This is a genomic window from Escherichia sp. 93.0816, from assembly GCF_013368855.2.
GTDB lineage: Bacteria > Pseudomonadota > Gammaproteobacteria > Enterobacterales > Enterobacteriaceae > Escherichia > Escherichia ruysiae.
This window is the reverse complement of sequence record NZ_JABWNC020000027.1, coordinates 24,243-44,920: the sequence shown is the minus strand read 5'-3', so window position 1 is coordinate 44,920 and position 20,678 is coordinate 24,243. Positions and strand designations below refer to the sequence as shown.

The window sequence follows — 20,678 nt, the reverse complement described above, 5'->3', positions numbered from 1 at the left end:
CTTATCATTGTATTTTTTGTCTGTTGTGTCTTTTTTGATCAAGGCCACTCTACGACTAGGTGTTCTTGTGATGGTGGCAGTGAATCGTTTCGCTTGGATAGTAATGGTTTCGTTCTCCTTAAGTTGCCCGTAGCGAGTTTCCACCAGGGTGCCAAGACGCCACAGACCATCATCGATACGTTTATGACTAGCAAATTTAATCAGCAACAGTTTTACGACTAACTGACCTACGTAAAAGGCGAATGCGACTCCGGCCGCTAAGAAATAGGTGGCCAACCACCATTCCCAAGAAGTTAAATTGCTCATTTTTTCACCTTTGTTTCATGAACTACCCGATACACACGCTTTCCGATGCACAGTGTTTTGGTTTTAAGTTCCTGCTTAATTAAATCACGACAGATGCCGAAGCCGATAAGGAAGCCACCCATAAAAGCTAATGAGATGTATGGAATCATTTTAACACTCCTGATTCTACTAATTGCTGTAGCAATACTTTCCCTTTATCAGTTAACTGGTAGTTGGCCGAACACCACGTTTCAGAAACGTTTGCAACCAACCCTAAACGCTCTAACTTAGCTCGCGTTTTAGGCTTCCAGTACTCAGGGAACTCCGGCCACTTACTGATTTCATGAAGCGTTTCCTTCTCCCGTTTACTTAATACGATCATCCTTAATCTCCTTCAGGGTGTTGGTTATTTCTACAATGCGATAAATACGACCGCGTCTTTCTATAACACCGCTTTTAATGTAGTCATTGATGCAACTGGACATCACCACAATACCTATGAAAAAACCAACTGCTAAAAATGCAATCATCCAGCCGAGCATCATTCTTTATCTCCGATTCGATCTTCTGTATCGCGTAAGCAACGCGGCCATTTCAGTCGGGGGTGGCGTAAGCTGCCATCCGGTGTTTTCTCGTGACAATGAACCTCAACAATACGACCACGGTACTTCTCTTTGTTGTTCCAGATTTCGTCCAGATATTTATGCTTAATACCGCTCGCACGAACGATGACGCCGTTTTCAAGACGAATAACAATTTTTCCAAGCGTGTTGGCAAAACCAGAGTCCGGATCGCCCGGCTCAAAATCGATAATTTCACCATCTTCTGAATCTTCGTCTTTTAACTTCCACCAGCTGCGGGTACGTTTAAACTCGTAAACAGAGTTCGGATCTTTGCCCATCTCCCCTTCTTCGTTATCGTCCAGGCGTTTCATGAAGCGTTCGATGAAGTCTTCGTGGCTATGGATGATATAGAACGGATGCAGGTGAATGTCTTGTGTGTAGCCTTCACTGCGATCGTTTTTGAACAACGCCACGAGAATAGCCAGGCGCTCTTTCAGCTTCATACCTGTCTTTGCATACTCTTTGGATTTAGCCTGTGCCCGCCATTCCGGTAGGAAGAAGTCGAAAACATGATAAATAGCGCCAATTGCCTGCACGTTCTTTTTGCGCAATGCAGATACGGACTGGTTAAATGAACCGGCTGTTCCTTCACCATCGAAGAAGATGTGTTTGTGGCCTGAGAGTTTGCCTAATTCGAGCATTGCTGGCTTTAGGTGATCGAGAGACGTGATTGGATTACCAGTACGAGAAAGGAAGTTAACCTCTTCCTCGTCAACAATAACCTCACAAATTACTCGCAAACCATCGAGCTTAAGGCTGCCAATCATCGGCCATTTGGCTTTAGGATTTGGCTTGAAGGGGTATTTGTCGCCTTTTTCTTTATACGGTGACGCCAGCTGCACCTCAAATTTCGGAATGGGATTTTCAAAAACCTTGTTGCATAGGCTAATCCCAACGCCAGCTTTCGGATCTTTTAAGAGGAAACGACGGAACACGTCCTGCCCATCGGCGCACATTGACGCCACGATAGACTCAACAGCAGCTATTGCTGCGTTCCCCGTCAGCTCGCGAGAGGCCAGCTTATTCAGTATATCAATGGCTTTTTCGTCACTTGGGACGGACTCACTAAGCGGCTCTGCCACTTTGTATTTCTTTACCCCAAAACGGATGAAAGGGTTGAGCATCAATGAAACCATGCTTTGCTCGAAGTCATCCATGTTGGCCAATGCCTCTTTTTTTGCATTGGTTCCCATAGCTTTCATTTCGTCCAGCTTATGCTTAAGTGCGATCAACTTTTTCATTGTTGTTTTGCCTCCATATGTTGATCGATTTGCTCATGTGTTTCTTTTGTTGTTTCTTCAAGCAACGCCGCATACACGTCAGTGATCGCTGTTTGTGATGTGGCGCTCTTCTTAACCATGCTACTAATCGTTACACTGTCACGTTTTCGTTTTATAGTTCTGGCTTGTTTATTCCGTTCTTCAACCTCCTTAATGAGCGCGGTCATATCTTCGAAATACAGAGATTCTCCTTTACGAATCTCTTCAACCATCATTTTTAACGCCTTGCATTTGCCTGCTTTGATAGCGGTTGCGCACGACTGGAATGAAGTTCGAGGAAGACGGTTTTCTTTGAAGGCAAGAATGGTGTGCTGGCAAACGGAGTAGCTGCAATATGCCGACTCACCGTTTATCTTTACTTCCTCACAACGAAGTGAATAACCATTATTTCCTGAAATAGAGGGGATTTTTGACAAATCAGCTTTCACAACTACCGCCATAAATAATCTTGTACTTACCTATCGTTATTTGCGTAAAAACGACGCACGGAGAGATTACCAACTTCCCCAGCTAACCATCTTGCGCTGATTGCTTTCTAAGCGATAGGGGACAAGAAGCTCTGTGACATGATTGGTGGCGTATGATTTAGCCTCTTGCTCTATCATCGGTAATTCGTTAGCAATCCTGACCATCTTCCCAGCAAATTCCGCCATTACGCCATCACATGCCTTCCCAGCATCAATAACGATATGCACCAGATCCAACTGGCTTTTGCACATGTCGCAAAGAGACGCATACTCACTCTCTCTGATTACATTTACGGCATCATTAGCCCCTTTATTAAGCAAGACTTCCAACAGGTTTGTCGGGGTAACGAAATCGGCTTTAAGTGACAATGTTCTCTCACCTTTTATCGACCGTAAGTACTCTTCGTAGTTTTGCTTGTCTTCCAGCAAAACTAAGCTATGCATAGTTAGAAGTGATTCCTGAATAGCCTCTTCAATAATACTGTCGTTTGGCGCACAAAAAACGGTATTTGTGTAGATCACTTTGCCATCCATCCATGCACCAACCTGCACTTTAAGACTGAGCGGGTTTTCTTTGCTAATAAAAACAACTAATGCAGAACGCCGTGCACAAGAAGGTTCACCCCATACGTGTAACTCAACTTTCAGATAAGGTAGCCCTGGTAGCGGGATCTCAACCAAACGAGTGGCGATATGATCCATTGCTGTTTTTACCGCTTTTTCAATGATGTCTAGTCGATTGCTCTCGCTGATTTCTAAACCAGTTTTATCAATGATGTCGCAGGCTAATTTCTGAATTTCGTCTTTCATACCAACTCCTAGCTAACAGATGAAAGTATTCTTACAGAAAGATAAGTAATCATCTACTTATTTTAGATGCACTTGTTACGATAGCGCCTTAATGCCCAAAACCTTGCTTTGCAACTCCAACTGTTTGGTATACGGTTTTGCCCGATAATAGGCTTTGATAATTTGTTCTGGCGTTGCACCGCCCGGGTCGAGTCCTTCCTCACCCAAACACGCAACTTTGACATTAAGACCGATACTGGTCAGTCGCCTGGCTGCGGCCATAGTGTTGCGTATAGCTTGCTTTTCACTATCCCACATCATGATCACATTACGTAACCCACGCGCCTTGAGCGTCAGGAACGCGCCTAACTGATCTTCTGCATCCTGAGTGGTGTTACCAGATAGATGCATCCCGAACGTTCCTATTGGTTCCACGTAATCACGTAATGTTTCTTCGTCAAAAATAGCTCGTTTAACCCCCATAACATCGAACGCCCCCTCACAGACAACTACAGTCTGTTTGCCGACTGCATTATGGCCGTTGTAGAGAAACTTACCTGAAGCTGGAAGTTGCATAGGAAAGAGGTAGCGGCGTTCTGCTGTACCGGTAATGTCTCGTCCCTGAAATGTCTTCATTACCCCATCCAGATCGTAAACCGGTATCAGTATTCGCATATCGAATATCTGTCCTTTAACCTGATCTGTATACGGATCTACATAGGCGTGCTTGCCTTCGACGCAGTATCGTAGGTCAAAATACTTTGCCATTTCAGGCGATATGTTTCGTTCAACCAGATAGTCTGGAAGACGGCCATCTATAGGAAGCTCGTAATGACGAGGGAGTGCAACTGGCCCCTCTAACTCGACTGTGCTTGCAAGCACTAGCTCTTCTTTCTTTGGTGCCCACCCCTGGGAAAGAAGGGCGTTCTGCACATATTCCTCGAACTGTCGTCGTGATTTGCCGCTGTAGTGCTTGAGGAAGACCAGCTTATTGAACTGAATCTCTTCGGGATGATCACCAGCGAAGCATTTACCGACGCCACTGGTCAGATTGAAATATACCTTCCAGTTGGAGCTGCCGCATACCGGACACTCCTTGATATTCACTTCACGACCGCGAGTACTCACGCCTCCACGTCGATAAACGATACCTTCAGTATCCAACCATTGTTCAAAATCTAATTCGGTAATTAGCTCTTTCAGCTCGCTCACGATAATTCCACTTTTAACAGGCAATATTGTGACCAACCTAAATGTTGATATAACATAAAGGCTCATGTGTTTTTCTTTTGTGGTTTGGCAAAAGAAAAGTTGTTTCACCAATGAATCAAGCGTGGAGGTGTTCTCCACGCTTATTTTTTAGGTAACGTCTAAGATTCGCTCAATGAAGCGCATTTGTTCGAGGTTTTGTTTAACGCGAATGCTGATCCCTCCCTGCTGGTTACGTGAACCAGCAAAGTAGAGACGAGCCTCTCCTTTCGCTTCTTCTTCTTCGGTTTTGTTGATCGTTATTACCAGGTCAGCAATACGTACTTTTTCGATGTTATCGGCGGCGTGCATCATTGTGGCAACTTCTGACGCGCCACCTTCACGGTTTGTCTGCGATGCCGTGATCCCAGCAACGTTATGCTTGTCATAAAGAGCACGTAAATCGGTGTAGATACTACGAATATTGGCGCGATCATCACGAAGGTCATAACTGGCACGCATCAAATCTGCGTAGTCGACAACAACCATGTCAGGCACCATGCCATTGGCTTTCATACTGTTAAGCATACGGTCCAGATCTGCCGGTGACATACTTCCTGACGGACGCTCAACAACCCACAAACTACCAATCCCCTTAGTGGCTCCCAACTCTGCCAACTTACGATGAACTTCATCGCGCCGTTCCACCAACTTGGACATTTCTGTCTCCGACAATCTTGCATCAAAACGGTCGGATAAAATGGTGGTGTGAACCTCCAGCGAGAGATACAGAACATTGTAGCCAGCAAGTGTTGCGTTTATGGAAAACTCACCCATTGCGGTCGATTTACCGGATTTAGCGAACCCCATGAAGAGCACCATTTCGCGCTTTGCCCAGCCTTTTTGGTACAGCAACCTATCGAGAAGAGGGAGTCCAGTTGTAATACTGTTTGGTACATACTCCTCTGAAGCCTCATATTCACGCGCTTTCAATCGCTCACTTGCGGAGGTGTAGTAGTCATAGATTCCGGTCGCTTCGTTCGATCCAATCTGCTGAACCTTGGCCATGATTGCCATCGCCCCCTGAAAGTCGCCTTTCTCTTTCAGTTCAGCAGCCTTAATCAGAGCATCATCAAACGCTACACTTTTTGCGAAGGTTGATACCTGGTCAACCATGTACGAGGTATCGGACAATTTTTCTGCAAGAATGCGCTTAAACGCAGCAACAACATCGGCGAATAGTTCCTCACGGATAGTCTTATCGCGTTTCGCACGCTTAAGCATATCCAGAATTGCAGATGAAGAGGGCGCGCTCTTGTACATACGGTAATAGCCCGAAACCATATTAACCAATATGGCATTGGCCGCATTGGCAAATTGGCTAGGCACAACCAGATCTCCCGCACGAGTAAGAAACTCGTGATCACGACAAAAATATGCCGTCAGTCTGTTCTGGAAATCTTCATCAAACTCTTCGGACAGCCCGCGTCCTGTATGGCAAAGTTCGGTCATGTGCTTTCCTTTGTTTTTTAAACAAATTGTTTTCTAGTATTAGTTAATTAGATAGGGGATCAATAAACCGCCGTGCTTCTTCCAGTTCTTCTGGAAAGTGGTCGGAAATAAGGCGCTCTGGAACGATTTCCATTAGCCAGATAGCGGAGAAAATTGCGCGTATGCGCTTGCTGCGAGGGATGGTGCGCAAACGCTCCAGAATCCACTCAAAATAGCTTTCCTGAATCGGGTTGAACTGCATGTCTCCTATATGCTTAAAGCTAACCAGAGAGTCATCCAGACGGGTTGTTGCGCGTCTGGCTAATTTCTCTTCAAATATCTCAATCAGTTCTGGCTGCCACAAATGCTGTGGGCGAGGCAGCTTGTCCCACAGACGTCGTGCAGCTGCGGAAAGAACGGTGGAGATAAAGTAGTCGTATGAGCAGCAATAGCGGTCAGCAAACTGGCGTGCTTTCCATAGCGACGTTTTATTGGCAGTCGACAACTCCTGATAAGGCAGGCGTTTTAACCCGGTGGTGAACGGAGCTGTTTCAAAGTGTTCGCGACCGTGCGTCAGCATGATATTTGAGTACTGACGTTTGTATGCCTCCGTAAAAAGACAGGTGGCCATGAGAGGATGCATGTCGCGGTAATCAAACCACTTCGTCTCGAAGAGTTCAGCCTCGTCTTTACAGCGCGACAAACCAATGTTTTCAGCGACCCACTTGTCCATAACAGCGGTATTCCACTCTGTCATGAAGTCGTACTGGTCGTTGTCGATGGTATCGAAAAAGATTTGGCTCATGTGGCTCACCTGGTAGGTAGTTACTTACTTATCACAATGAGCGGATGATAGCGACTGGTGGCAGTTTTTGGAAGTGGAAACGGAAGGGAGTTGTTCTGGTGGTGTCTTTTAAAAGACCTGCTTCCGTATATATTTAATAAGTTACTTATTATTTATATATACAGAAGCAGGCATAACTTGTCGTCTTAGACGCCCAGAAGCTCTACACTTTGAGCCTGTTAAATTGATTAAAAACTTATGTGTAAAATAGAACGCATTAGTCAGTAGCTAAGAGATGCAATAATGGACGATTTATCGGTATACGCGAGATCATTGGATAAGGCTAAATACTATGTTTACTGTCTCTATGATACAGAAGACAAGATGAAAAGACCGTTTTACATAGGAAAAGGCAAATCGACTCGTTGTCTCGATCACATCAAGTATCCCGATGACTCTCCCAAATCCATGCGGATCAAAGAACTTTTGGCTAATAAAAAATTAGGCATAGATATTCTTCGTCATGGTATGGATGAAACCACAGCCAAACTTGTTGAGGCGACATGCATCGACCTTATGGGGGTCGGAGAGCTTACGAATAAGGTACGAGGAAGTGGTTCCATGATGGGCAGAATATCACTGGACGCCTACCATCACTTAGTGCTGCAAGAGGAAACTGAAATTGCTCCTGAGCACGCCGGTCTTGCCTTCCTGCTAAACAGCACCTACAAGTCAGGAATGTCCGCTCTGGCATTATATGAAGCTACGCGTGGCGTATGGGCAAAGGTTCCAAGAGACGAGAATCTCAAATATGCCTACGCTACATATGGTGGGCTAATAATGGAAGTTTATCAGATTGAATGCTGGGTCAAAGCCGGTTCTCAGCAGTACTTTACAAGGGATATAGCTCTTGGCCCCGACACAAAACGTTATGAATTTGTTGGCAGAATAGCCGATGAGCATATTAGAAAACTGTATGTAGGCAAATTAATCAAGAAGCCACCAAGCTACGGTAGCCCTTTTGTGAAGGTTGGGGTGGTTAGGACTGAACATAGTGTTAGCGCGGCATAAAGCTGACACTGTAGTTATGCATTGGCGCAATGTACGCGCCAATGCATGATTTTTAACCTTTCTTCATCAACTCTCGTTTGATTTCATCGGTACGCATCGTGACATCGGCAGCGGTGATCGCCTCATTCAATTTCACGATGTCCTCGATTTCCTGCGGTGACTTCTCTGCCAGATGGAAAATGGCTGCTCGAATCACGTCAGAACGAGTGAACTTCTCGAAGCGAGGGATGAACTTCATCATCTCCAGCAGTTCGAAGTATTCGTCCTCCAGTGACATTGTGCGGCTTTTAATTTTCTCTTTGCCACGAGTCGGGCGTCCCTGTGGTCTGACTGGTTGGCGCAAAGGAGTTGTGTTCTTAGCCGGTGCATCAGGCTCTTTGCGCTTTGCTAGGTCACCCATTTTCATGGACATTATTCTTCTTCCTCCAGACTCAACAGATAATCTACAAATTCTTCAAACTCGGCTTCCGCCTTTTTGTCGCGCTCGCTACCGGTCATTTCAAAGATAGAACGACCAGACTCTTCCGCATCATCATAGACGTTGCGGTTATATAGATTGACTGGCGCAGACTCGATTCCAAACGTCTCAACAATCTCTTTAGCCGCCAGAATGCGAGACACTTGTGATGGCAAAGCCGGGCACTGGTTCATGACCGCGCGGACCTTCACTTTATCGTTTACATTGCGAACATTGTCGATAATAGGATCGATGTCACGTAAAGATTTCAAATCACGACGCTTAGGACGCAGCGGGATAATGATAACGTCAGCCATCAGCATCGCTTGTCGCTGAATTTCGGAGTCGAAGCCACCAGCATCTACCACTACAAACTCAGCTCTACCCTGAAGCGATTTTAGGTGCTTAATGATGTCATCCTGAACGTATGCAAAAGGAATCAGCTCAAGGTCTTCGTTCTGTCGACGGTCTTCACACCAGCTCGTTGTCGTGCGCTGAATATCTATATCGGTAATATAAACCTTCTTCTTCTTTTTGACTTTCAGGCAAACGGCAATTTGCTGGGCAACGGTGGATTTGCCAGGCCCGCCCTTTGTGCCGCCAACCACAAAGATCTTGGTCATTGGAGAGTTCCCTTTGCGTATATAATTATCGTCTGAAACAACTTGTTTTCTTATATGTGATATAGCCTAAATGCCTACGGCTGCGGTGTAAAGGTTAAATGGTAGGTTGTGATTAACAATTGGCAATCATAGCTTGTATTTGTCTGTTGAAAAAAGTAACAATGACCTCTATATTACAAGTACGGTGATATGCCGTACACAATTTGATAATGCACACGTAATGGGCTATAGCCTTTTAAAGTAATTTTTGAGTCGAAAACTCAGTTTGAACAGAGGAGATTGATGGCCTTCCTACATCACGGCCATCAGGAGGAATACATGTCAGCACTAAAAAAGCAGCGCATCGATTTGAGATTAACCGATGACGATAAAAGCATCATCGAGGAAGCTGCCGCAATGTCTAACCAGAGCATTACTCAGTTTATGGTTAGCAGTGCATCTGAACGTGCCGTGAAAGTTATAGAGCAACACCGTAGACTAGTTCTGAATGAAGAATCCTGGAATCTGGTTATGGACGCTATAAGCAATCCTCCGGCACCGAACGACAAGCTGAAACGAGCTGCTGATCGTCTGAAAAGCATGGAGTAGTTTACTCGTGAGCAATACAACGATAGAGATTTTCTCTGGAGAGAAAGATTATGATCTAAACGGTTTTGATTGCGGCGAAGAGTCACTAAACGCCTTTTTAGCCAACCACTTAAAAAGGCAGCATGAGGGAAAAATTCTTCGTGCTTATGTGCTTTGCACTCAAGAAGAAAGGCCAAAAGTGTTAGGATATTACACTTTGTCAGGTAGTTGTTTTGAAAAGGAGTCCTTACCTTCAAGAAGCAAACAAAAGAAGGTTCCTTATCGGAATGTTCCAAGTGTTACTTTGGGTAGGCTGGCTTTGGACAAGTCCCTTCAAGGTCAAGGATTTGGCTCAATGCTTGTAACACATGCAATGCGCGTTGTGTACAATGCATCTCTTGCTGTAGGCATTCATGGACTTTTCGTTGAGGCGTTAAATGACAAAGCCAAGGCGTTTTATAAAAGTTTAGGCTTTATCCAGCTGGTTGGTAACAACGAGCGTTCTTTGTTCTATCCTACAAAATCTATCGAAAAATTGTTCGAAGAATAATGTGTTCCCCTCATTTGAGGGGAACTTCGACATCACCAACCACAAACCCTCTCTCCCATCGTATTGTGAAAAAGGATTTGGCGTTCGGTTTCTTCAGTCATTACATCATTATTGCTGATATAGATAGGCTCAGCCCCATCGCAGAACAACACGCTGGCTGTTTGTGGTTTAATGACGCACCCACTTATCATACAACTCACGATGAACGGCAGAAGCATCTTTCTGACGTATTTTACTGCTCGTCTCATTCACCACTTTCACTGTGTTTTGAAGTCGTTTTCTGTCTTCCTGTTTTGCCTTCTCTTCCATTGCTCGTCGCGCCGCATTCCCGCCCATCGTGTAAGCGCCGACAAGAACGAAAAGAACGGCAGCCAGCGTAATCAAAGCAACTTTTAGCTTTGTCATCAGGCTGCCTAGCATATTAGACCATCCCTTTCTGGTGTTTTCTTACCTGCGACCAGGCAATGAATCCTGCCACAACAATAGTGGCAATACCGAAGATGATGCGTACTGTATCCCCGCTAGAGATATGACCTTGTGCTTTATCCATAGCAGCGGAAACCTGCGGCATAACATCGGCCAGCTGCGCCAGACCAATACCTGCTGTAACAGTTGCGCCTGCGGTTTCTTTAGTTACAGGAACAGCCTTCACGGTTTTCACCGGCTTAACAACGCCAGCTCGACGCAGACCTTCCTCAATAACTTCTGCCGCATACCAGGTGTTCAGCGTTTTTAGCGGGCCTCGGCCATTCTCGTGGCGAATGATTGCCTCAACCAAAGGTCGAAGGATGTCGTAATCATGCAGATCGATGATCATGTCTGCGGTTACACCAACGGCTTTAGACACCTCATTAATGTAGGCGTCAGTATTGTTTTCATTCGGCGGTGCCCAGCGTTCAATAACTTCACGAATGGTATCGATACTTGTGCCGTCTTTTGCGCGACGTTTATCGTGGTAGGTAATTAGAGTCACCGCCAGCGCACGAATCCCCCAAACAGGGTCTTTAAACGTGCAAAAGCGCGGTTCGTCTGGATTCGCAACCAGACCTTGCCACGGTGATCCTTTATCAAGATTACCGGGGTTATTATTACGAATGCCTCTCGGAGTCTTCATCCTTGATCTCCTGTTATTGCAGTCCACTTTTTACGCCATACGCGGCTAACCCCAAAAGCAGTGCGGTAATAATGAACGACGTTATTTTAGAAACAATGCCGCCAAAGAACCCACTTGAGATGGAATCTAACCGGTTAAGGAGTTTGTCCAGATTGGAGTGTTGAATACTATGTTGCGCCGGGGTCATATCACCAAAGTAGGTTTTCAGCTGATCATTGACCTCCTGGCCAATTTCTTCACGTAGCTCTTTACCTAATTTGCCAACAACCTCCCGAGCAACGATCGCGGCAATACGCTCAACTTGCTCTGTTGTAACGCCCGCCATCTCGTTCGACATGTTTTCCTCCATGAAAAGTCAAATCGGGATGGCGGATTTATATCACACTTCTCCTTTCAATTATAGGTATATACTTACCTACCTATGCATATACCGTTTAACGACTGTTCAAATTCGTATCTAGTAACTCACTAATATATCCCTATGATTGCGGCTGTGAGATCGCATTTTAAACCTCACAGCCATATAAATAATGTCTAAATCAGTTACTTGTTGCCCCAACAGTACCTGCAAATTTCAGCCATTGACCTGACGGACTTCTATTACTACGGTAGTGATAAACGAGGATTGCGTTTGTAACTCCACCGTAGTCAGCTTTATGTGACGTTGTTAAACGAATTGTATAATCACCGTTAGGTAGATTAAAAACTTCGATTATAGATTCTGCTAATTCTACAGCACCAAATCCCGTTATATTGTTGATACTGCCAGCATTGAATCCCATAGCATCGCCAAAGCCAATCCAATAACTTTTGCTAAACGCCCCATTTGATTTTAGGTGGCTAATGAATGTGGACAAACTCATGCCCATATCCCCACCTGAAACAGAGGAAGTTCGCACAGTCATACTTGGAAGAGCACTGCTCTTCACATAGGAACTTAGAAGGTTTGTTACCTCTGTTTTCGTATAGGCATTAAGGTTAGCCGCAGTCAAAGTAATATCGGCAGAGCCATCAAACGCCACACCAGCAATTTTCCTTGCTGTCTGCAATTTTGTGGCGGTGGCAGCATTACCAGTAGTGTTCTGATTACCGGTTGTATTCACACCAGGTATTGAATCCTTAGCGGTATATACCTGCGCCCACGCTGACCATGCCGCATCAGTGGTATCTCTTCGGGAGCGAATGAAAACCGGCGCATGTGCACCGCTCGTACCACTCCAGCCAATAAGCAACTCGCCCTCACCAGCAGCACTCGCACCTTTCATGTGCAATACGTTGCCATACGTGGTCGGGTAGCTATTGCTGTACGCCTCGTACATTTGAATGCCAGCAGTACCTTGAGCAGAACCGCTTAACGCCGTAACTCGGCCACGAGATACCAATGTATTAATGTTGATATCGCCTGAGCCATCAAACTTAACACCATTGATGTTTCTCGCTGTTTGCAACTTCGTAGCTGTTGAAGCATTACCGTTCAAACTACCATTTACGCCACCAGTCACATTTAGTCCATTACCAATTGATACAGCACCGCTGGTATTATTAATTGTAATAGGTCGCAAACCGTTCCATGAACCTAATGTGTCTCCTGATGCTGTTAGCATGAAATATGTGTTCGATCCATCATTACGGATAAAGAACCCAAAGCTACCGTAAGCAATGCGGAAACCATTTGCATATTTTGAAATGATCTCGCCAGAAGATGTCAAACCTCCAGATAATGTACCACCGGTAAGAGGTAATGCACCGACATCAGAGGCTGTTGGTTTGTTTTTCGTGTTATATACTCTTCGCCATCCTGGAGAATAATCTGTGCCATTAAATACATAGATAAACTCCGCATTAGTGAGAGCACCAGAGACACTCGTCGTTGTGGCCGTTGTTATACGGATCGTATAATTGTTTGAGCTACTACCGTTATTAAATACCTCTATAACAGCTCCTGCCAATGGAATAACGCCACAACCAGTTTCACTATTTGGTATGGTTGCACTATTGGCATAGGCCCACGCACATCGAGCAATCCATGACTTTGTGTTAAATGCTCCATTATTTTGCAATAACGTCACTAACTGTGCTGTTGTTATTGCTCCGCCATTACTTCCTGTAGTTAACCAACCAGTAGGAGATGCCGGGCAACCTATATTTGCTGGCGACAAGGAAATATTTGCCGAGCCGTCAAACGACACCCCATTAATAGTACGCGCAGTCTGCAACTTCGTAGCAGTAGCCGCGTTGCCCGTTGTATTCTGATTACCAGTCGTATTAACACCTGGCAAATTAATATTCGCAGTACCATCAAAGCTCACGCCGCCGATAGTTCTTGCCGTCTGAAGTTTTGTAGCAGTTGCAGCATTACCAGTGGTGTTCTGATTACCCGTAGTATTTACACCTGGAAGGTTGATATTTGCAGAACCGTCGAAACCAACTCCACCGATAGATCTTGCCGTCTGCAATTTCGTTGCTGTACTTGCATTACCATTTAATGTTCCGGTGATCCCACCAGTAACAGACAACGGACCTGAAACTGTTCCTCCGGTTGTTGGCAGTGCACCAATATCTAACGGCGTCGGTTTCTGATGTGTGCTATACATCGTATAAACAACACCATCGGTAACGCTGGAAGGCTTACTCGCTGAATATGTTGGCGATGTATAAATAGAAACTGTCGCATTTGCAGTACAATCCCAATGGATATTTACACTCGTCGCATAATTGCCAATCTCAACGTAAATATCATATGTATCGCCGGATGTGTTGATCCAGGCGAAATTCGTTAATCCGACAGCTGTACGCTTCCACAAAGCACCTGTAATCCCTTTGGGGTTTCCATTGCCTGCTCGTAGAACCAGTTCTGAAATGCCTGCCTGATGTGGGGAGCCGACGTTGTAACCAGCGCCACCAATCAATGCGATGTAAACGATGGAACTCGCTTGTGGCATGGTAACCGTAGCCAGTTTGAACCACCCAGCCCCGCCAGAGAAAGACATCGTTACTGAATTTAAAGTACCAATATCTTTCGGCGTTAATGTGATATCCGCAGTCAGTGCTTTACCGTTAACTTTTCGGTTAGATGGCACCCTGCTATTCGCATTGTCATTGGCTGCTTTAACTGCTTTTGGCGTTGCGGCCAGCGATTCACTGGTGCTGTCGACAGCACTGCTAAGTTTCACAACACCTTTAGTTGTAAGGCTTGCGTCTTCCATCGCAACTGCACCGGCAATCTCTTCAGCACGATCAGCAGCAGCTTCCGCACGGGTCGCAGCGGATTCAGCAGCAGTTTTGCTCTGAGATGCTGCCGTCGCACTGCCTGCCGCCTCTGTTGCTTTCGTGGATGCCGTCGTGGCACTGCCCTTCGCTGCTGACGCCTGTCTGGTCGCCTCATCTTTTGAAGCAGACGCAGATGATGCCGATGACGCCGCCGAACTGGCGGACGATGCGGCAGCCGTTTTTGAGGATTCTGCGCTGGTTTCCGACGCTTTCGCGTTCGTTTCGGATGTCTTCGCTGCGGAAGCAGACCTCGCTGCTGAGCTGGCCTGTTCAGTGGCTTCGCCAGCCTTCGTTGTGGCTGTTGAAGCGGATGATGCGGCGCTTTCTGCCGATTTTCCGGCGGCGGTGGCACTGGCTGAGGCCTGCCCGGCACTTGTTGACGCGGCACTGGCAGACGACGCAGCCGCTGTTTTTGAGCCTGCCGCAGCTGAGGCGCTCTGTCCCGCTGCCGTCTCAGAAGACCTGGCGTTCGTCTCGGACGTTTTTGCCGCCTTCGCGGAATTTCCTGCCGCCGTTGCCGAGGAAGCTGCGCTACTGGCGCTCAAGGATGCGTTCGTTTCTGATGATTTCGCTGCCTCTTTTGAGGCCGCCGCATCCCGGGCTGAGGTGGCAGCTTCTGACGCTTTCGTGGTCGCGGTGGATGCAGAAGTGGCTGCTGATTGTTGTGACGCTGCGGCATTCGTTTCAGATTTTTTCGCAGCAGTTGCACTCGCACTTGCGGCACTTTGTGAGGATGCCGCAGCGGATGCACTTTGAGACGCTTGAGAGGCTTTTTCTCCAGCGGTATTGGCGCTTTCTGCTGCTGCGGCAGCACTGGCCGCCGCCTCACGAGCTTTGTCGCCAGCAGCATCAATCGCGTCAGTGTTATTTTTATACCACTCAACGTTTTCGTTGTGCTCGTTGACGATCTGCATTAGCGGCTTAACGGTCACTTCTGTACCGTCTTCACGCTCGATTGTCACCTCATCCAGCGCAGTCAACCAACTGCGCATGGACTTGGAATCAGCCGACATACGCGACATTAGCGCAGTAAAGCGCGCGCTAAACTGTGTTAAGTCGCCTTCATAGGTCGTAATGATTCGGCACGGAACTTCAGACTGAGTTTCGCCGGTATAAGGTTCTGAGAGAACAATGTTCGTATCACTGGTTACGCGCTTGATCTCATACAGCTTATTGTCGGGGCCAATGACGATCATCCCCGGCAACACACCATTAGCTGTTACGTTCCAGGCTGTCCCTGCCCCAACCAGAGTATTGCTACCCTGTGTAAATGTGATAGTACCTTCCCTGTACCACATGTTGAATATGCTCCTTGATTTGGCGGGCTATCCTTGCCCGCCATTAGGTAAATACTTACCTATTTTTACCGATATAAAAATTTTTTTCCACCATCACAGACGGCCAATTCTTACTCGTAGGACGTTGTTATCGTCATAAACGTCAATCCGCTGACCATTTATAACCAATCGCCCATTGCCGCCGCTATTACCGTTGATCTCAAGCGTTCCATTTTTGCCGAACCGCCATCCAGATCTACCGCTAACAAAATTGGTAGATTGCAGATCGCCTACTTTTGCATTGGTGATTGTGCCATCCTTGATATACGCTCCATTCATATAGGCGATACTGTTTTCGATAACAAATGGCGTTGTGATCTTCCCGTTAACAGAGTTGACCAAACCAAACCTGTCCGCCTGAACCAAAAACTGAGATAGCCCAGTGGTGTCAATACCAAGCGCAATACCGGCAACATACTTCTGCCCTCCGCTCGTTGAAGTCTCCATTTTCAACGTCCACGCGGTTGATACTTTTTTGTTGGTATCAGCAATAGCTGTTGCCTGCTGTTGAATTATCGCGGTATTTCCATCCACCTCTGCTTTCAGAGTATCGATTCGCCCACTCAGAGCATTATCTGCCTGCGTTCTCGCTGTCGTTTCAGTTGTTACCGCCGCGGAAATGTTGGCTGCCGTTTGAGACTCTAAGTTTGTGATTTGAGTCGCCAATGCAGCATCTTGCTCTGTACGCGTTTTCGTTTCGGTTGCTACAGCCGCTTTAATATCCTCTTTGTATTGAGAGGTCAGCTTGGTGATCTGAGATGACAACGCCGAGTCAGCATCAGTTCGAGCCTGCGTTTCAACTGCAACGGCCGCACTAATATCTTTCGCAGTCTGTGCTTTTAAACTTGAAACCTCTTTTGTTAAAGCGGTATCACCATCTGCACGAGCCGTTGTTTCTCTGGCAAGAGATGCCTCGAGATCATTAGCTTTTGCTGTAAGAGACGTAATCTGAGTGGACAATGCACTATCGGCATCAGTCCTTGCCTTTGTCTCTACAGCAACCGCTGCGGCAATATCAGTTCCGGTCTGTGCTCGCAGGCTGTTAATTTCTCGTGAGAGCGCCTCGTCAGCACTTGCTCTGGCCTCCTGCTCCTGAGTGATGGCGGCGGATATATCACCGTCAACCTTTGCTTGAAGCTGGTTTATTTGTTTAGCTAACGCAGAGTCTCCGCTCGCACGAGCCTCCTGCTCACTGCGTATTGCAGCAGAAATATCATCATCAACTTTTGCCTGAAGTTGGGTGATCTGGCTTGCCAGAGCCGAATCTTCCGTTGCTCGGGCTTCTTGCTCTTCCTTAATGGCTGCGACAATATCGTTGCTTACTTTCGACTCAAGCTGAGTTATTTGTTTCGTCAAAGCTTCATCGGCAGATGTACGAGCCTCCTGTTCTGTACTAATCGCCGCGCTGATATCTCCTTCAAACTTAGATTGCAGCTGAGTGACACGCTTTGCTAACGCTTCATCGCCATCGGCACGCGCGGTGGACTCTTCCAGAATACTGGCCTTAATGTCTTCGCCAATTTCTACGCGAATTTCTTCAACCTTCGTAGCCATTGCAGACATATCATCAGCAAAGGTTTTCTGTGTTGTTGCGATCTTCGCGTTATTGACCATCTGCTTGTGCTGGTCTTCATCTTGACGAAGAGCCAGGTCAATATTTGTTTTGGCTAACGCCTCAATGTTCGTAGTCAGTTCTGCACTTGCACGATCGACCTCTGCAACCGTCTTTTTCATTTCTTCAACGGCAGCGGAGCTTTCCTCTACCGTTGACTGCAACACTTCCAGTTGTTTAGCGTTTGCAGCATCGCCTTCAACACGAGCCTCGCTTTCCTTAGCAATAAGAGCCGCCGCTTCATCTCTTGCAGCCTTTATTGCCTCGACTGTATTAGCGAGAGCTTTATCGTGTTCAGATACGGTATTTTCGATTTCAACAATTGCAGCATCAGTAGCATCAATTTTTTCAAACGCTTCATTGACCTTGTCGATCGTTGCCGAAACCTCACCTTTAAGCTCGGTTTGTGCGTTCTCCAAAGCATCGCTACGCTCGTTGAATTTTATTTCAAAATCCGCGAGGTTATCGCTGAACTGCTTATCTAATTCAGCTATATCTTCCTTAACGTCGTTTACCGCCCCCTCCAAAGATTCGACGCTCTGGTTGATATGCTCATTTAACTCGTCAACGGCTTCTTGAGAGGCTTTGCTGTTGATGTCCTCAAGCAGAGCCTGACCAAGCTCGGAAGATGTAATTTTGCCAGTCAGGAACGACAGTACATCGCGAGTTGTCGCCTCTGTACCCAAGTTTGAGTTCGGAGGACTTAACATACCTCGCTTGTTCGATGCTCGAACCCAGTAATACCACGTTTCGCTATCCCCAAGACCAGCATGTGTAAAGGTGGTGCTTGCAGACTCTGCGATCAGTTTCGCCGTATCCAGATTATTGGTCTGGGACGCGTAAACATTAATGTGATCAAGGTCTACCGAATCTGGATTAACCCAATTCAGTATCACATTACGATAGTCTCCAACGGCCGTTAATGACGTTGGGGCATCTGGCGGTGTCATTGTGCCCAGCACCTGATAAACGGTACTGATAATCTCTGTTTTTTTACCGTTGAATGAAACCGCATACAGCTGGAAGTCGTAGCGTCCATTCTCCGCAACATTAACGATTTCGTATTGCTCTTCGGTTACACGCGCCGATTGCCAGTTCGATACATTGTTTTCATCAGAACGTCGCCAACTGATCCAATACTCTGGAGATTTCCCTTCCCATGTTGCAGTCAGTTTTACTGACAGGTTGCCAGGGCTTGAGAGATAAGTCCCTTCGGTGATTTGCAAATTAGACGGCTTGGAGTAAGTCGGGTCCAATACCGTCGTATTTTGCGGGATAAGCGTTGCACCATTGTCGATCGCCTCATATTTAGACGGATTGTTCTCAACAGCGGTGATGTCAAAGCTACCCGGCGTTTCCCCCTGCGCGATGTTAACGATGCGAACGCGCATAGGTTCGAGGTCTGGTTCTGTAATAGTCCAGACGCCGTTCAAAACAGGCGTTTCAGCCGAAGACAGGGCTTTTGAAAACGTAACTTTTGTTATATTTTCGCCAGTTTCAAGAACATCGCGTTCAACGATTTTGCCTTCCTGATTCAGTATTCGAATAAAGCAGCCGCCTTTGGCTAACGACACAGGCGCATCGAGTGTGACGCTGTTTTTGGTAAACGCCACAATTCGACCTGAGTTACGTTTGCCTGCGCGATATTTGTTCTGAATCAGAACGGTTTCACCAGGCATCAGAAATGACGCGTCTAAGCCGGCAGTAAATGTAATTACATCCGACTCCATTCTGGCGGTATATAAAAGCCATAAACCAACTCGGTGAGCCTGCCCTCGGCTTGTACAGCCAAATGCTACGACTTCTGTCTTACGCTCACCATAACGGCGCATTGCGTCCTGATCTTCAACGTACTCGATGTTTTGCTTATAACCGTCCTCCTTGTTGTTGTAGGTTACGAGCGCAACGGATGGGCGATCTTTACGCGCAGAACCTTTATAGGTAAACAATCCATCTTTGACGTTAGAGTTGGTAAACATCATTACCGGATCTGATGGGCTATCCTGCATGATGTTAACCATCCCACCAGCCCAAAACACCATGCCGCGGAATGCTCCAGCAATATCCTGAATTAGTCGGTATGCGTCCTGTCGACTGGTGATCTGCGTATTGATTGCAAAGCGTTTCTCTTTGCCACCAAAGCCATCATCGACCTCTTCGTCACAATATCGACCAATCTGGTACAACTGGCCAAGGTCAATCATAGATTCCGACACATACTGACCAAGGCCATATCGAGCATTGGTCAGCAAATCAAAGAGAATCCACGCGGGGTTCGAAGAAGACAACAGCTTAAAAGTGCCATCCCATACCCCAGCGTAAGTGTTACTGGACTCGTTATAGTTTGAAGGTACTCGAATTTTTAGGCCACGCACCAGATAAGAGCGAGATGGCATGGTGCTGCCGAATTGCTCAGAGTTTACCTTCAATCCAACCAAAACAGAGTTTGGATAGTTCATCGGTGTATCGACAATTTCCCCGATTGAATCCACCCATGTATCGTTATAGAGATACTGGCTACTGTTATCATCGGTAATACGGACTACACGAACCTTGTATGCGCGTCCAGGCTTAGGCAGCTTCAGCTCGTAGCTACGGTAATAAACGCCGGTCTTCTTTGCTGTTAGCTTAATGCCAACGCTTTTTTCACCTTCCGCGACCACATCTACAAATGTTGAGTCGCCATTTGCTATCTGGAACTTGTACTCAACGGTTGTACCGTTCGTGTCACCAGTTTTTTTATCTATGCTTCGCAAAGAAGGAAACTTCATGATGACACGAACCCGATCAGCTTCATCGTTATCGATTGAAACCGTTACATAATGTGTTTTTTTTAACTGGATATTGACGGATTTAGGCGTTTCAACGAAATCAAAGCCAGACATTGGAGTTTGGTCTTGCGAACCGTCGCGAAAATCCCATGTGATTCCGCTGAAGTTGGAGGAACCGTCTTCATTTACAATCGGCAGATCGTCGATAAAAATAGATCTTGCGCCATTTACTAAGCCGCCAATTACCCCTTCCCCAAGAAGATCGAGGATAGCGGCCATTGCACGAGAATTTACGGTATCGTCGGCTTCAACCGGTGTACGGCTGGAGCTTTTGCTGCTTTTTTTACCACCCGCACCGGCAATAAACAGCGGTAGCTTTTTCTTCTTGAACTGTTCCAT

Annotated in this window: 20 protein-coding genes; 3 read left to right on the top strand and 17 right to left on the bottom strand. The window is 46.4% G+C overall.

The window, feature by feature from the left end:
- From HEM79_RS20080 to HEM79_RS20035, 10 genes are all read right to left on the bottom strand, one after another.
- A partial coding sequence (locus tag HEM79_RS20080) for a C-type natriuretic protein (RefSeq protein ID WP_183082710.1) occupies positions 1-306 on the bottom strand: 306 nt, incomplete at its 3' end.
- Positions 303-455: a hypothetical protein gene (locus tag HEM79_RS20075; RefSeq protein ID WP_000613553.1), complete on the bottom strand. Its 153-nt coding sequence runs from the start codon at positions 453-455 to the stop codon at positions 303-305. The genes HEM79_RS20080 and HEM79_RS20075, both read right to left, overlap by 4 nt.
- Positions 452-667: a hypothetical protein gene (locus HEM79_RS20070; RefSeq protein ID WP_000636536.1), complete on the bottom strand. Its 216-nt coding sequence runs from the start codon at positions 665-667 to the stop codon at positions 452-454. The genes HEM79_RS20075 and HEM79_RS20070 overlap by 4 nt, the downstream gene beginning before the upstream one ends.
- Positions 651-827 carry a hypothetical protein gene (locus tag HEM79_RS20065; protein ID WP_085949093.1) on the bottom strand — a complete coding sequence of 59 codons (177 nt, stop codon included), beginning with the start codon at positions 825-827 and terminating at the stop codon, positions 651-653. The genes HEM79_RS20070 and HEM79_RS20065 overlap by 17 nt, the downstream gene beginning before the upstream one ends.
- Positions 827-2,149 carry an ATP-dependent DNA ligase gene (locus tag HEM79_RS20060; protein WP_115441009.1) on the bottom strand — a complete coding sequence of 441 codons (1,323 nt, stop codon included), beginning with the start codon at positions 2,147-2,149 and terminating at the stop codon, positions 827-829. The genes HEM79_RS20065 and HEM79_RS20060 overlap by 1 nt, the downstream gene beginning before the upstream one ends.
- Positions 2,146-2,628, bottom strand: a complete 483-nt coding sequence (locus HEM79_RS22780) for a hypothetical protein (RefSeq protein WP_250112757.1) — start codon at positions 2,626-2,628, stop codon at positions 2,146-2,148. The genes HEM79_RS20060 and HEM79_RS22780 overlap by 4 nt, the downstream gene beginning before the upstream one ends.
- Before the next feature lie 54 nt (positions 2,629-2,682).
- The gene (locus tag HEM79_RS20050; RefSeq protein WP_053900122.1) at positions 2,683-3,465 is read right to left on the bottom strand and encodes a hypothetical protein; all 783 of its coding nucleotides are present in this window, start codon (positions 3,463-3,465) and stop codon (positions 2,683-2,685) included.
- Between the two features lie 75 nt (positions 3,466-3,540).
- Positions 3,541-4,656 (bottom strand): DNA primase, encoded by a 1,116-nt coding sequence (locus HEM79_RS20045; RefSeq protein ID WP_064759150.1) that lies wholly within the window; start codon positions 4,654-4,656, stop codon positions 3,541-3,543.
- A gap of 147 nt (positions 4,657-4,803) precedes the next feature.
- Positions 4,804-6,144: a DnaB-like helicase C-terminal domain-containing protein gene (locus tag HEM79_RS20040; RefSeq protein WP_000137333.1), complete on the bottom strand. Its 1,341-nt coding sequence runs from the start codon at positions 6,142-6,144 to the stop codon at positions 4,804-4,806.
- Between the two features lie 43 nt (positions 6,145-6,187).
- Positions 6,188-6,928 carry a hypothetical protein gene (locus HEM79_RS20035; RefSeq protein ID WP_097497799.1) on the bottom strand — a complete coding sequence of 247 codons (741 nt, stop codon included), beginning with the start codon at positions 6,926-6,928 and terminating at the stop codon, positions 6,188-6,190.
- Between the two features lie 282 nt (positions 6,929-7,210).
- On the opposite strand from HEM79_RS20035, the gene HEM79_RS20030 reads away from it, so the two are divergent.
- Positions 7,211-7,978 (top strand): LEM-3-like GIY-YIG domain-containing protein, encoded by a 768-nt coding sequence (locus tag HEM79_RS20030; RefSeq protein ID WP_000342417.1) that lies wholly within the window; start codon positions 7,211-7,213, stop codon positions 7,976-7,978.
- A 52-nt stretch (positions 7,979-8,030) separates the two neighbouring features.
- Here the strand turns inward: HEM79_RS20030 and HEM79_RS20025 are convergent, their stop codons facing one another.
- Both HEM79_RS20025 and HEM79_RS20020 read right to left on the bottom strand, forming a co-directional pair.
- On the bottom strand, positions 8,031-8,384 hold the full coding sequence (locus tag HEM79_RS20025; RefSeq protein ID WP_160378290.1) for a hypothetical protein: 354 nt from the start codon (positions 8,382-8,384) through the stop codon (positions 8,031-8,033).
- A gap of 5 nt (positions 8,385-8,389) precedes the next feature.
- On the bottom strand, positions 8,390-9,058 hold the full coding sequence (locus HEM79_RS20020) for an AAA family ATPase (RefSeq protein ID WP_000161228.1): 669 nt from the start codon (positions 9,056-9,058) through the stop codon (positions 8,390-8,392).
- 318 nt (positions 9,059-9,376) lie between these two features.
- Here HEM79_RS20020 and HEM79_RS20015 point away from each other — a divergent pair, with 318 nt between their 5' ends.
- Positions 9,377-9,646: a type II toxin-antitoxin system TacA family antitoxin gene (locus tag HEM79_RS20015; RefSeq protein ID WP_001351987.1), complete on the top strand. Its 270-nt coding sequence runs from the start codon at positions 9,377-9,379 to the stop codon at positions 9,644-9,646.
- Positions 9,647-9,653: 7 nt separating this feature from the next.
- Complete coding sequence (locus tag HEM79_RS20010; protein ID WP_000072677.1) at positions 9,654-10,175, top strand: GNAT family N-acetyltransferase; 522 nt, start codon at positions 9,654-9,656, stop codon at positions 10,173-10,175.
- A gap of 168 nt (positions 10,176-10,343) precedes the next feature.
- On the opposite strand, the gene HEM79_RS20005 is transcribed toward HEM79_RS20010, so the two are convergent.
- From HEM79_RS20005 to HEM79_RS19980, 5 genes are all read right to left on the bottom strand, one after another.
- Positions 10,344-10,595, bottom strand: a complete 252-nt coding sequence (locus HEM79_RS20005) for a hypothetical protein (RefSeq protein WP_000901559.1) — start codon at positions 10,593-10,595, stop codon at positions 10,344-10,346.
- A 1-nt stretch (position 10,596) separates the two neighbouring features.
- Positions 10,597-11,289: a hypothetical protein gene (locus HEM79_RS20000; RefSeq protein WP_012640731.1), complete on the bottom strand. Its 693-nt coding sequence runs from the start codon at positions 11,287-11,289 to the stop codon at positions 10,597-10,599.
- 13 nt (positions 11,290-11,302) lie between these two features.
- The gene (locus HEM79_RS19995; RefSeq protein WP_000064175.1) at positions 11,303-11,626 is read right to left on the bottom strand and encodes a hypothetical protein; all 324 of its coding nucleotides are present in this window, start codon (positions 11,624-11,626) and stop codon (positions 11,303-11,305) included.
- Between the two features lie 202 nt (positions 11,627-11,828).
- Entirely contained in the window at positions 11,829-15,857 is a 4,029-nt protein-coding gene (locus tag HEM79_RS19990) for a phage tail fiber protein (RefSeq protein WP_445297809.1), read from the bottom strand.
- A gap of 93 nt (positions 15,858-15,950) precedes the next feature.
- Positions 15,951-20,678: a phage tail tip fiber protein gene (locus HEM79_RS19980; protein WP_089689318.1), complete on the bottom strand. Its 4,728-nt coding sequence runs from the start codon at positions 20,676-20,678 to the stop codon at positions 15,951-15,953.

Bases quoted from the DNA above. Each gene is read 5' to 3' on its own strand.
- HEM79_RS20075 (WP_000613553.1), bottom strand. From the start codon at position 455: ATGATTCCATACATCTCATTAGCTTTTATGGGTGGCTTCCTTATCGGC.
- HEM79_RS20070 (WP_000636536.1), bottom strand. From the start codon at position 667: ATGATCGTATTAAGTAAACGGGAGAAGGAAACGCTTCATGAAATCAGT.
- HEM79_RS20065 (WP_085949093.1), bottom strand. From the start codon at position 827: ATGCTCGGCTGGATGATTGCATTTTTAGCAGTTGGTTTTTTCATAGGT.
- HEM79_RS20060 (WP_115441009.1), bottom strand. From the start codon at position 2,149: ATGAAAAAGTTGATCGCACTTAAGCATAAGCTGGACGAAATGAAAGCT.
- HEM79_RS22780 (WP_250112757.1), bottom strand. From the start codon at position 2,628: ATGGCGGTAGTTGTGAAAGCTGATTTGTCAAAAATCCCCTCTATTTCA.
- HEM79_RS20050 (WP_053900122.1), bottom strand. From the start codon at position 3,465: ATGAAAGACGAAATTCAGAAATTAGCCTGCGACATCATTGATAAAACT.
- HEM79_RS20040 (WP_000137333.1), bottom strand. From the start codon at position 6,144: ATGACCGAACTTTGCCATACAGGACGCGGGCTGTCCGAAGAGTTTGAT.
- HEM79_RS20035 (WP_097497799.1), bottom strand. From the start codon at position 6,928: ATGAGCCAAATCTTTTTCGATACCATCGACAACGACCAGTACGACTTC.
- HEM79_RS20030 (WP_000342417.1), top strand. From the start codon at position 7,211: ATGGACGATTTATCGGTATACGCGAGATCATTGGATAAGGCTAAATAC.
- HEM79_RS20025 (WP_160378290.1), bottom strand. From the start codon at position 8,384: ATGAAAATGGGTGACCTAGCAAAGCGCAAAGAGCCTGATGCACCGGCT.
- HEM79_RS20020 (WP_000161228.1), bottom strand. From the start codon at position 9,058: ATGACCAAGATCTTTGTGGTTGGCGGCACAAAGGGCGGGCCTGGCAAA.
- HEM79_RS20015 (WP_001351987.1), top strand. From the start codon at position 9,377: ATGTCAGCACTAAAAAAGCAGCGCATCGATTTGAGATTAACCGATGAC.
- HEM79_RS20005 (WP_000901559.1), bottom strand. From the start codon at position 10,595: ATGCTAGGCAGCCTGATGACAAAGCTAAAAGTTGCTTTGATTACGCTG.
- HEM79_RS20000 (WP_012640731.1), bottom strand. From the start codon at position 11,289: ATGAAGACTCCGAGAGGCATTCGTAATAATAACCCCGGTAATCTTGAT.
- HEM79_RS19995 (WP_000064175.1), bottom strand. From the start codon at position 11,626: ATGTCGAACGAGATGGCGGGCGTTACAACAGAGCAAGTTGAGCGTATT.
- HEM79_RS19990 (WP_445297809.1), bottom strand. From the start codon at position 15,857: ATGTGGTACAGGGAAGGTACTATCACATTTACACAGGGTAGCAATACT.
- HEM79_RS19980 (WP_089689318.1), bottom strand. From the start codon at position 20,678: ATGGAACAGTTCAAGAAGAAAAAGCTACCGCTGTTTATTGCCGGTGCG.